This window comes from Sphingobacterium sp. UBA3519 (assembly GCF_002377215.1).
GTDB lineage: Bacteria > Bacteroidota > Bacteroidia > Sphingobacteriales > Sphingobacteriaceae > Sphingobacterium > Sphingobacterium multivorum.
The window spans coordinates 146,618-158,795 of sequence record NZ_DFPI01000024.1 but is presented as its reverse complement, the minus strand read 5'-3'; the positions used below and the strand labels follow the sequence as shown (position 1 = coordinate 158,795).

7 protein-coding genes are annotated in these 12,178 nt (G+C 40.0%); 6 read left to right on the top strand and 1 reads right to left on the bottom strand.

Features of this window, described 5'->3' with window-relative positions; genetic code table 11:
* Positions 1-362 precede the first annotated feature (362 nt).
* From B3297_RS13290 to B3297_RS13270, 5 genes are all read left to right on the top strand, one after another.
* On the top strand, positions 363-3,452 hold the full coding sequence (locus B3297_RS13290; protein WP_083296082.1) for a SusC/RagA family TonB-linked outer membrane protein: 3,090 nt from the start codon (positions 363-365) through the stop codon (positions 3,450-3,452).
* Between the two features lie 23 nt (positions 3,453-3,475).
* Positions 3,476-5,197, top strand: a complete 1,722-nt coding sequence (locus tag B3297_RS13285) for a RagB/SusD family nutrient uptake outer membrane protein (protein WP_286779010.1) — start codon at positions 3,476-3,478, stop codon at positions 5,195-5,197.
* 169 nt (positions 5,198-5,366) lie between these two features.
* Complete coding sequence (gene der / locus B3297_RS13280; protein ID WP_070569188.1) at positions 5,367-6,668, top strand: ribosome biogenesis GTPase Der; 1,302 nt, start codon at positions 5,367-5,369, stop codon at positions 6,666-6,668.
* A gap of 21 nt (positions 6,669-6,689) precedes the next feature.
* Positions 6,690-8,156: a cysteine--tRNA ligase gene (gene cysS / locus B3297_RS13275; RefSeq protein WP_075994298.1), complete on the top strand. Its 1,467-nt coding sequence runs from the start codon at positions 6,690-6,692 to the stop codon at positions 8,154-8,156.
* 120 nt (positions 8,157-8,276) lie between these two features.
* Positions 8,277-9,161: a DUF4440 domain-containing protein gene (locus B3297_RS13270; RefSeq protein WP_070569123.1), complete on the top strand. Its 885-nt coding sequence runs from the start codon at positions 8,277-8,279 to the stop codon at positions 9,159-9,161.
* Positions 9,162-9,238: 77 nt separating this feature from the next.
* Here the strand turns inward: B3297_RS13270 and B3297_RS13265 are convergent, their stop codons facing one another.
* Entirely contained in the window at positions 9,239-10,588 is a 1,350-nt protein-coding gene (locus tag B3297_RS13265; RefSeq protein ID WP_075994297.1) for a peptidylprolyl isomerase, read from the bottom strand.
* A gap of 482 nt (positions 10,589-11,070) precedes the next feature.
* Between B3297_RS13265 and B3297_RS13260 the strand changes: the two genes are divergently transcribed.
* Positions 11,071-12,162: a lactonase family protein gene (locus tag B3297_RS13260; RefSeq protein ID WP_075994296.1), complete on the top strand. Its 1,092-nt coding sequence runs from the start codon at positions 11,071-11,073 to the stop codon at positions 12,160-12,162.
* Positions 12,163-12,178: the final 16 nt, after the last annotated feature.

The following is a 12,178-nucleotide window of genomic DNA, read 5'->3' as shown; positions in this document are numbered from 1 at the left end:
TGGTCCCCGCTACTAAAAGAAAAAAGCCGAGGTGAATATCTTGGCTTTTTTTGTGTCCTAATTTACGCTATAATACCGCCTGTTTTTCAGGATCATCTTTTTTCCTACTCTTGTAAATTTCTTTTTATCGATTGTCGTGAGGTTGTTGAAAAACGGTCTTTTGCTGTTATTTAATCGTTCTAATTTTTTGATAATGGATTACGCTGTAAAATGTGTGTTTATGCAATCGTTTGTTTAATTGGCGCAATCGATTTCGTTGTTGCTAAATTTTGATATACTATCATCTTGCTTTAGATTTAGCATTCATGTACCTAAATTTTGATTAGTACGCTAATCAATTTTTAAACTAACTATTAAATATTATGATTTCAAAGATTCTCGACAATCACAAGTTGAGTCTGTTATCATTAGCTTTACTCATTGCAAGTACACACAGCTCGGCTAATGCTAATGGTCTTACGTTTCCAAACAACAATATTTTGTTGAATGACGCGGTTTATCAACAAAAAGTGAATGGAAAAGTGCAGTCTACAGACGGCCCATTGGCTGGAGCAACCATTAGCGTTAAGGGGAGCGGTAAATCAACATCCGCAGGAGCAGATGGACGTTTTACAATAGATGCTAAAAATGGTGATGTACTGGTCGTTACAAGTGTTGGTTATAAAGCACAAGAAGTGACCGTGACAGGACCGGTTGTTAACATCAATATGGAGTCCAATAGTGAAGCACTCCAGGAAGTTGTCATTGTTGGTTATGGAACACAACAGAAAAAAGAAAGTTTGACTGGCGCTCTTCAGGCGGTTAAAGGAAACAAATTACGTGATGTCACTACGCCATCGGTTGAAAACATGCTGAATGGTAAAGCTGCCGGGGTATATGTTGCCCCAGGAGCCGGTAAACCAGGGTCAAATGGCGGTGTTGTGATTCGTGGTCAGGCAACATTAAGTGGTACGACAAGCCCATTGTGGGTCATTGACGGTGTTATTGTTGGCTCAAGCCCAGGTGATATCAATCCGGACGACATTGAATCATTAACCATCCTAAAAGATGCTGCTTCAACCTCGATTTATGGTTCTCAAGGCGCGAATGGTGTTGTCGTTGTGACAACCAAAAACCCTACTGCATCCAAAACAAGCATTAGCTTTTCTACAAAAATGGGTATCAACCAACTTTCCAATGGACACATGGAAATGATGGATGGTGCTGAACTCTATGACTACTTTGCGTCATTCTCCAATCAAGATAAAATTAAATTTCCACGCTGGAACCCTGAATTACGCAACAGTAATTTTGACTGGTGGAAACTGGCGACAAAAACCGGGTTTGTCCAAAACCACAATTTGTCTATTCAGGGTGGAAATGATAAATTACAGTCTTATTTGTCTTTAGGTTACTACAACGAAGCCGGTGCTGTAAAAGGATATGATTACGATCGTTATAATTTTAGATTACGTACCAACTATAAGCCTTTCGATTGGCTGACCATTAAGCCATCTATTGCGGGATCAAGACGTGCTGTAGATGATCGTCAATATGATGTCAATGCCATGTATGGAAACCTGCCTTGGGACAGTCCTTACGATGCAAATGGAAATTTAGTGCCACATCGTTACAGCGGCTGGGTCAACAATGCAAGTACAAACTACTTGTACGACCTCCAATGGAATCATAGTGCCAATACCAATTATGAATTTATGGGTAACTTAGATTTCGACATCAAATTAACAGATTGGTTGACTTTCTCTTCTGTCAACAATTATCGTTACAATAGTTATTCCGATAGCGGATATCAAGATCCACGATCAAACAGCGGCGAAAGTGTAATTGGTCGTGTGACAGATTATCGCATGGAATTTGCCCGTCGGTATACCAACCAGATTTTACGTTTCAACAAGACTTGGGATAAACATAGCCTGAATGGATTGGCTGCATACGAATTTAACGACTATTGGACAAAAACCTTAGATGCTTATGGAACAGGTATTGTAAATGGTTTCGAGGTATTGGATGTTGTTGCAAAACCAGAGCGAACCAGAGGTGGAATTTCCGAATGGGCAGTACAGTCATTTTTGTCTAATGCAAACTATGCATACGATAATAAATATTTGGCACAGGTATCTTTCCGTCGTGATGGCGCATCCAATTTTGGTACCAATGCAAAATATGGAAACTTCTTTTCAGTTAGTGGTGGTTGGAATATCAATAAGGAAGAGTGGTTCAAGGCTGATTGGGTAGATAATTTAAAACTGAGAGCAGCTTATGGATCGGTAGGTAATAGACCAAGTTCATTATATCCGCAATATAGTCTTTACTCGGTGTCTGCATCATCAAGTTACAATGGTATACCAGGGGCATTAATTAGCCAAATCGGTAATAAAGATCTGACTTGGGAAAAAACCTATACAACTGGTTTTGGGGTTGATGCAGCCTTGTTTAAGAATAGATTGCGATTCAATGTTGATTATTATGACAAGAAGACCGATAATGTACTTTATCAAGTGCCAATCAGCGGTCTGACCGGTGTCACTTCTATCTGGAAAAATATTGGTAAGATGCAAAACCGGGGGATTGAATTGACCATCGGTGGCGACATCGTTCGAAATGACAATGTACATTGGAGCTTGGATGTTAATTTGAGTCACAATGTGAATAAATTGACCGAGCTATTTGCGACAAAAGATGCCAATGGTAACCTTGTTTCAAAACCAATTATCGCAGGTGACGGATCGGGTATCGCTGGATCAGCGCAACGTCTGCTTCAACCTGGTTTTCCGGTAGATACCTATTACTTAAAAGAGTGGGCAGGTGTTAACGTAGATAATGGTTTGCCAATGTGGTATCGATACGAGACAGATGCCAATGGCAATGAAACAAGGACAACGACGTCGAACTATTCCAATGCAACCTTCCGTAATGTAGGAAAAGGAAATCCGGATCTTTTTGGCGGTTTCAGTACGGCTTTAAGTTATAAGCAGTTTGACCTGAATGCCGTGTTCGGTTTCTCCTTGGGGGGTAAATTATATAATTACTCGCGTCAGGAATTTGATTCGGATGGAACCTATACGGATCGTAACCAGATGAAGTTACAGGATGGTTGGAGCCGTTGGGAAAAACCTGGCGATGTTGCCACTCACCCGATTGCAAGATACGACAACCAAGATAAAGGTAATTCACCTTCAACACGCTTTTTAGAAAGTAACAATTTCTTGAAAATGAGATCGCTGACCTTAGGGTACAACTTTGATTTAAAGAAATATAACATCAAAAATTTACGTGTATTCTTAGCTGGGGAGAATTTGTTTACGATTACAAACTATTCGGGTGTTGATCCGGAGCTTCCATTGACTGAGCCAGATGGCAAAGGCGGCGGCGGTCAAATGATTCGATCTACCGGAGTTTCTGTCTATCCTATGGTTCGCAAATACATGTTCGGCGCAAGCGTAACATTTTAATTTTAACGTTTAGAAAATCAACAATGAAAAAGATATTAATAGGACTTTTGATCGCAACGGCAGTATCCTCCTGCGATATAGATCGTCTTCCTTATACTTCAATGGATGAAGAAAATATTGCAAGTAATCCTGATGCAATGGTAACAGGTACTTATGCGCAGTTAAAAGCTTGGTCTGATCCGATGCACCGTCTTGGTGAATACGCTGGTGATAATATGATGATCCGCGGATCATCGACAGATGCATTTTACGAATTTATTTCCTATGCAAGAACACCCAATAATTACCGTTTGCAAAACTTTTGGGATAGCGGTTATAAAGCGATTGCCCAATCGTCGAACCTGATCAAGATGTTTGCTGAAGGTCAGAGTCCAGAAATGGACAATAAAATAGGTGAATGTTATTACATCCGTGGAATGATGTATTTTTACCTTTGTCGCGCATTCGGGAAGCCTTACTACCAAAGTCCAGAAACAAACTTAGGCGTTCCGATTGTCAATGGTACACCTGAAGATGTTTTCAATGATTTGAACTTACCGGACCGTGCGTCTGTAAAAGATACTTACGCGCAAGCGATCAGTGATCTGAAAAAAGCAGAAGCTTTAATGACCCTTGATAAAGGGGCCGCATATGCGTCTAAGGGTGCAGCGCAAGCGATGCTTTCCCGTATATATCTGTATATGAGTGGTACGTATAAAAATCCAAATGCGGAATATGCGCGTCTTTCTGTAGAATATGCGGATAAGGTGATTAACTCAGGTAAATATGTCCTGTTGGGCCGTGAGCAATTCATGAAATACAATACGTTTAGACCTGAAGATAACAAGGAGACCATCTTTGCGGTGAAACGTGTGGCTTCTGAATTTTCGGGCGATGACCACTATTATGGCATTGGTGGTATGTATTCCAATATTGGTGGTATGGGCTGGGGTGAGATGTATTCCAGTGCCAAGTACATTGATTTATTGAATGAAACTGGTCGTAATGACTGGAGACCTGATCATTATACGATTGTCGACGCACGTGCAGCATTTATTGAACCTACTTATTCAAAAGATGATGCGGGAAAATACACAACTGTTTTTCGGTTTATTAAACAAGATGTACCCAAAAATGCAGGCGATCCGGTTACGCTAAGCTATGTACAGGCTCCTGCTACCATAAACGGGAATACCGTGACTTGTAAAGATGGTGATAATGTCTATACATTAACTGCTGTCAATGCTGCGCAACAAACCTATAAAATTGCCTATGCAGATGGTAAAACGTATACAGGTATGATTGATTACTATATTTCCTTGAACCGGGCTTATCCACAATTTTATATTGTGAAATGCTCACGTGAAGGTGAGGAGTCTCAACTGCACTCCCCTGTAATCAGCCGCTTGGGTGAAATTTATTTAAACCGCGCAGAGGCTAATGCAAAATTAGGTAATTATGGTGCAGCGCTAAATGATTTAAATACCATCAGAAATCGATCTATTGTCAATGGTGGATATACTTCAATTGATGCGGCCAGTGCAACCAAACTGATTGACAAAGAGCGTCAGTTGGAATTGGCCTATCAGGCTGAACGCAGCTACGATGTGTTCCGTAACGGAGACCCGTTAAACCGTACATATCCGGGGCCACAGAAACAATTTGAAGATATTCTACCAACAGATTTTAGAGTAACTTATTTTATTCCTCAGGATGCGATCAATTCATATCCGGGCAAATTGACTCAGAATCCAACGTCTAACTAGGCGAATATTGATAATTTAAACCCTATAAATGGCTTTACTTCACGGTAAAGCCATTTTTGTTTTTGTGTCGCGATAATCCCTTTCGAATCCGTATCTTTGTTCCCTTAAGTATATTTTTAGCATAAAAGTGCCGCCTGCTGTGATAGTGGGTGGATCAAATAAAATAAATATGGCAAATATTGTTGCAATTGTTGGTCGTCCAAATGTTGGTAAATCTACCTTATTCAATCGTCTTACAGAAAGTAGAAAAGCGATTGTTGATGACTTTAGCGGGGTGACGCGCGACCGTCATTATGAAACAGCCGAGTGGATCGGAAAGAAATTTACAGTAATTGATACAGGTGGTTTTGTACATGGTTCGGATGATGTCTTTGAAGAGGCTATTCGCGATCAGGTTTATATCGCTATTGAAGAAGCTTCAGTCGTTATATTCATGGTGGATGTCACAACTGGTATTACCGACTTGGATGACGAAATCGCTGATATTCTGAGAAGAAGCTCCAAACCTGTGTATGTAGTGGCCAATAAAGTCGATCACGCGAAATTGCATCATGAGTCGGCAGAGTTTTATGCCTTTGGTTTAGGAGAGGTCTTCAATATCTCGTCGGCTACAGGATCGGGTACAGGTGAACTGTTGGATGCTGTGGTTTCTCATTTCGAAGTGGAGGAGGAAGAAGAAGAATCCTTACCTAAATATACCATCGTAGGCCGCCCGAATGTAGGTAAATCTTCTTTGACAAATGCTTTGATCGGTAAAGATCGCAACATTGTAACGCCAATGGCAGGGACAACACGTGATTCAATCCGTATACATTACAATCAATATGGACATAACTTTTTATTGATCGATACTGCAGGTCTTCGTCGTAAGTCCAAAGTAAATGAAGACATTGAGTTTTATTCGGTGATGCGCACCATCAAAGCCTTGGAAGATTCTGATGTGACGATTTTAATGTTGGATGCACAGGATGGATTAGAAGCGCAGGATGTTAATATTTTCAACCTGGCAGAGAAGAACCGTAAAGGTATCGTAATTGTTGTCAATAAGTGGGATTTGATCGAAAAGGACAACAAAACAATGAAGGCTTTTGAAGATCGCATCAAAGAGAAAATAGCACCATTTACAGATGTGCCTATTATCTTTACTTCCGTAACCGAAAAACAACGTGTTCTTAAGGTGTTGGAAGTTGCCGACAAGGTATATGCCAACAAAACCAAAAAGATCCCTACTTCCAAATTGAATGAAGTGATGTTGGATATTATCGAGAATTATCCACCGCCATCCTTAAAGGGTAAATATATCAAAATTAAATATGCAACACAGTTGCCAGGACGGACACCGATGTTTGCATTCTTCTGTAATCTGCCACAATACATCAAAGATCCGTACAAACGTTTTATTGAAAACAAATTGCGTGAGAACTTTGACTTTACAGGTGTGCCAATTCAAATATATTTCAGACAAAAATAGATTTCCAAGCAGCGATTAAACATGGACCATAATCTCTATTTATACAATACGCTTTCGCGAACAAAAGAAAAATTCGAACCTATTCATCCCAACCTTGTTGGTATGTATGTATGTGGGCCCACAGTGTACAGTGATGTGCATTTGGGAAACTGTCGGACGTTTGTGTCTTTTGATTTGATTTTTAGATACTTGCGTCACCTTGGTTATAAAGTGCGTTATGTGCGCAATATTACCGATGCGGGACACTTGGAAGGCGATCGTGATGAAGGGGATGACAAATTTGCAAAAAAAGCAAAATTGGAACAATTGGAACCGATGGAAATTGTTCAAAAGTATACGATAGGTTTTCATGACGTATTGCGTCTTTTCAATACATTGCCGCCCAGTATTGAGCCTACTGCGACAGGACATATTTCCGAGCAGATTGAAATGATCGAACAGATTATGGAGAATGGCTATGCCTATGAGCGGAACGGTACAGTCTATTTTGATGTTGAAAAATACGTTGAAACATACGATTATACAATATTGACCAATCGTAAATTGGAGGATATGCTCAATAATACCCGTGAATTGAGCGGTCAGGATGAGAAAAAGGGGCGTTTGGATTTTGCCTTATGGATCAAAGCAAAACCTGAAACGATTATGCGTTGGCCTGCACCTTGGAGTGTTGGCTTCCCAGGTTGGCATATTGAATGTTCGGCCATGAGCAGAAAGTACTTAGGTGATCAGTTTGATATTCATGGCGGTGGAATGGATTTGGCAGCGACACATCATACCAATGAAATTGCACAATCAGAAGCATGTAACCATACGAGCCCTGCCAAATATTGGATGCACACGAATATGTTGACTGTAAATGGTGCGCGTATGTCCAAATCTGCCGGAAATGGATTTTTACCGGGCGAACTATTTACTGGAAATCATCCCTTATTGAATAGAGGTTATTCGCCGATGGCCGTACGATTCTTTATGTTGCAGGCACATTATAGAAGTACGCTGGATTTCTCCAATGAGGCTTTGGATGCGGCCGACAAGGGGTATAAAAGACTCATGACTGCGATCAGTCTTTTAGACAAATTGAAGGTGTCGAAAGGTGCTGATTCATTCAATTTAGCTGAAATCCGCCGCAAGTGTTACGCAGCTATGGATGACGATTTTAATAGTCCTGTACTCATTGCCGAATTGTTTGAAATAGTACGTATCATCAACTCGATTTATGATGGTAAAGCGAAAGTAACAGCTGAGGGATTGGAAGGTCTTCAAGTATTCATGAAAGAATTTGTTGAGGATATCCTAGGGCTTAGAAACGATCAGACTTCAGCATCCGATGATATCGATGACGTCATGAATCTGGTCATTAAACTACGTAATGAAGCCAAAGCAAATAAAGACTTCGTCACCTCTGACCGTATTCGTGATGAGCTTAATTCTATTGGAATTCAATTGAAAGATAGCAAAGAAGGAACACTTTGGAATAAGATTTGATAGATAAGAAATCGAATTTATAAAAGAGGAATAAAATGGAATATTCCTATTGGGAAAACACATTATCGTGGAAACCAATGGATATTCCATGTAACCTTTAAAAGAAAGATCAATTTGCATATGAATTTTTGGAATAGGCTATCCGTCGTCGCATTCATGAGTGTTGCTGGTACAACACTTTATGCGCAGATACCTGAGAAAGTTGGAAGCCTATTGCAGGCCGATAAGGATGCTGCTGCACTGGCTAAAGCCTCTACACCGCATCAAGCGTTTCTTTCGATCATTGATAAGGAATCTACGTTTTATGTCCCATCGGCAGTAAATGCTTATAACTATCTTAATAATAGACCAAATATTCCCGATGTCTTAAATTGGCAACCTACGTTTGCGTTGATTGCTAAAAGTCAGGAGTTTGGTGTGACTTCGGGGTCTATGGACTTTCAGAAAGTAGGTGCAAGATTGCGTCATGGAGAATACTTGACTGTCTGGAAACGCAACAAAAAGGGTAAGTGGCTGGTCGATATTCGGGCCGAAGTTGAAAACAACGGGAAGGATGGGGAATTTGATCTTGAATATATCGAACCTACCGATTCGTGGTATCTGAAGCATCGCTCTAAAGTGCGATTAAATCAGCGTGAAGATATTGTCCTGGAAACAGACAAATTGATGTCAACAGTTCTGAAGGCCGATAACCCAACCGCATATAAGGAGTTTTTAAGCGAGGATGTCCGCTTTTTGTTCCCTTGGACCAGTCCGATGGAAGGAAAGGCCACAATGATGGCTTATCTCAAAAAACAGCGGATGACGATAGAAACAGTCCCGGAAGAAGTAAAACGTTCGTATAGTGGCGATTTTGCCTATACAAAAGGAACTGCAACGGTACGACAAAAGGATAAGGTGGTGAAGTATAATTATATTCGTATCTGGCAACTGAGCGAATTGGCGAAGGATGATGTGAAGAAAGCGAACTGGAATATTCTGATCGAGATGATGTTTGAGAAATAGCATGACGATTGCCAAATAAAAAAAGGGCTTGAATATATACTATTCAAGCCCTTTTTTATAGGATAAGTGTTGTAGACTTATTGTTTTTTCCATTTTTTCAATTCATCGCATGAACCAAACTCGTCACTGATATTGATAAATGTTGTTTTCGATTTATCATCGAACCATTTACTTAGATTGCGATTGATTTTATCTTGTCTGGCAGCCTCTTTGATTTTGGTGAAATCCTCGTCCAAATTTGCTTTGTGCGGCGGAATACGTGTTTTCAAGTAATTGAAACGGTAGCCAACATCGCCCATTTTGTCTGTAAATTGCTCTGGTTTGGAGTATTCTCCTGGCTTTAGGGGATCGATTGCTGTAAATACTGATTTTTCCAAGCCATCCATAGGAATTACGGTTGTGCGGCTTGAGCCTTCTTGATTTAGGATCATACCCCCATTGAATTTGCTTTCTTCTGCATCCGAATAATTTGTAGCAGCGTGATAGAAATCCATTTTTTTGTCAACAACCAGTTTATAGATACTGTCCAATTTATTTTTGGTTCTTTCCAACGCAGCAGTACCAGGATTGATCTTCATCAGGATATGGCGTGTATGCACCTCTTCGCCCCGTCGTTCGAGTACCTGAATAATATGAAAGCCAAATTTGGATTCTACAATTGGAGAAATTTCTCCCGGTTTTAATTTAAAAGCCATCGCGGAGAATTCCTTTACGTAGTTGTCACGTGTGCCGAAACCTAAATCACCACCATAAGGGGCAGATCCGGGATCTTGCGAGTATATACGAGCCATTGTACCAAAGTCTGAGCCATCTACAATCTGCTTGCGGATACCTTCAATCTTATCTCGCTGCTCTTTTTTTTCTGCATCTGTCAATTTGGGCATCATCACAATCTCACCGATTTCTACCTCGGTATTGAAGTAAGGCAGACTGTCTTTATTCAAGCCTTCAAAATAACGCTTTACTTCCAATGGTGTTACGTCTACTTTTTGAACAATGTTTTGCTGCATTTTGTTAGCTTTCAATTGCTCAAAAACACTTGAACGCATTTCTTCTTTGTATTGCAATAAAGAGCGGTTGAGGAATTTTTCAAGACGTTCTTGCCCTCCTGCCTGTTGTGACATATGACGTAGGCGGGAGTTAAGGTTATCGTCAACTTCGGTTTCCGTTACATCTATAGAGTCAATTACTGCCTGTTGGGAAAGCAGCTTCTGAATGATTAACTGCTCAAGTACGCCGCATTTAAAATTTTCATTAGGTTTATTCCCTTGCGCTAACCATTGAGAATATTGCATATCCACGTCGGACTGTAAGATAATGCCCGATCCAACCGTTGCTACAACGCGATCAATAACTTGACGTTGCGCAAGACTGGCCTGAATTGATGCAAACAGCAATAAAAACAATATATAAATGTTTTTTTTCATCCGTATAAATTATTTATGATATTTATGAGTGATCTTCATTTGTATAAATGAATTCGTTTCACTCGGTTATTTGTTCATCATTTATTTTTTTGTCACAAGCATTCACGCTGCCTTCGGCGGTATACGTAGTAATTGTGTTCAATATATACTTTTTTGAACAACAGCACAAAATTATCAGATTATATGAATTATTCGTACTTTTATTTAACAATATTTTTGTATTCCCAATATTTTAAATGGGCGATTTTAGAATTGTTAAAATTGATGTGCTAAAATACGCATTTGCCTATTAGAAAGGACGGTTTTAACCAAATTTAACAAGTCTATTGACGATATTTACGCCTATAAAATAGCGGGGTTTTTAGATCCTCACACGGAGGATGAATGGGTGAATTTAAGTAGGGGCCCGTATAATTTAGAAACAAACTTGATGTAACGGTCTCATTCAACAAATGAGTAGCTACATTTATAAAATAATTTCAATGAAAAAAGCATTTATTTATTTGATGACAATTTTACCTCTTGCTAGTTTTGCGCAACAGATTCCCATGTTTGTGGGCACATATACGAGCAAAACCGCGAGCAAGGGCATCTATATTTATAATTTTGATGTTAAAACTGGTGAAACAACCTTGTCGAGCACGCAAGAAAGTAAAGATCCATCCTTTTTAGCGCGAAATAATAACTTTATTTATGCCGTTAATGAGGTTCCAAATCAAGAGGGGACTGTTTCTGCCTATTCTTTTAAGGACGGTCATTTAACTTTTCTAAACTCACTTCCTTCCGGAGGGGAGTCGCCTTGTTTTGTTGAAGTACATCCTAAGGGTAGCTTGCTCGCTGTAGCAAATTATACAGGCGGCTCTGCAGCGCTGTTTGATTTAGAAAGTAATGGTGTTTTGAGCAAAAGAGCACGATTAATACAACACGAGGGTAAGGGAGTGGACCCCGTTCGCCAAGAAAAACCACACGTACATTCTACTTTTTTCTCCAATAAAGGGGATAAGTTGTACGTCCAGGATCTTGGTTTGGATGAGATTTCTATTTATCCGGTGAATAAAACGGGAAATGCCTATAGTCTTGCAGATGAATCAGAAGATATCTTTACACCAGCAGGGGGGGGGCCACGTCATATCGTGTTTGATAAGAAAGAGAAATTCCTGTATGTCGTATTGGAAATGACCGGTCAAATTGCATCGTATAAGAAAGATGGTGATGCATGGATGTATCAAAGTACTTTTGATATCAACCCTGAAGGTTTTAAAGGAAGTAACGGCGGTGCTGATATGAAGATCTCTGCTGATGGAAAATTCCTGTACGCGACCAACCGTGGCGATGCCAATACGATAGCTACTTTTTCGGTCGAGAAGGATGGGGAATTGAAGAAAATAGCGAATCTTTCAGTAAAAGGTAAAGGTCCGCGTAATTTCAACCTTTCTCCGGATGGGAAATATCTTTTGGTCGCCAATCAATATACCAACAACATTGTTTTGTTTAGCCGGGATGCTAAAACGGGTTTGTTGACAGATACTGGAAAAGAAATTGCTGTGCCAGCGCCAGTTTGCATTATCTTCTAATCCAGAAAAGAAGTTC